The 470-nt window shown below is 38.5% G+C and carries 1 protein-coding gene; it reads right to left on the bottom strand.

Features of this window, described 5'->3' with window-relative positions:
* Nucleotides 1-5 precede the first annotated feature (5 nt).
* Nucleotides 6-443, bottom strand: coding sequence for an N-acetyltransferase (locus ACM6JA_RS22795; protein ID WP_414854179.1), 438 nt, complete (start codon nucleotides 441-443; stop codon nucleotides 6-8).
* Nucleotides 444-470 lie beyond the last annotated feature (27 nt).

The raw sequence follows: 470 nt of genomic DNA, 5'->3' as shown, positions 1-470 counted from the left end.
AACGATCAATTTGGAAAGGTCGACTCAGAAAGTAAGTCTGGTTCAAGCTTCCAAATATTCATTCCCTTTTTCGTCTCAACAAACGACCATTTCGAGTCCATATAATAATGATTGAACTCAAGATTTGACGGGCATGCGGAGAATATCGGGTAACCAATTTGTGATAGTAGATATCTCATGAGATTCTTATGACGATACTGTTCCTCTACGGCAAACTGATAAAGAGAGATTGTGCCGTTTTTCTTTAGGTAGATTCTTGCTGCTGCGATAATGATATCTTCTATATTCATAACAACAACAGATTGTCTTTTTACGGCCGCTCGAAGTCCTAATGGGCAAAGAAACTCCTCATTGTACACTGCCTTATTCTCGCGAGTGATATGTTTTGAAAAAAATGGCTCAAGTTGTTTAATATCCTCAACCACGGCAAATCTTACGTTCAATTTTTAACCACTTCCCCGAACAGCTTA

The sequence above is a fragment of the Brevibacillus sp. IT-7CA2 genome (assembly GCF_949767855.1).
Classification (GTDB): domain Bacteria; phylum Bacillota; class Bacilli; order Brevibacillales; family Brevibacillaceae; genus Brevibacillus.
Note: the sequence above shows the minus strand (reverse complement) of the source record. Positions and strands in the feature narration are given on the sequence as shown.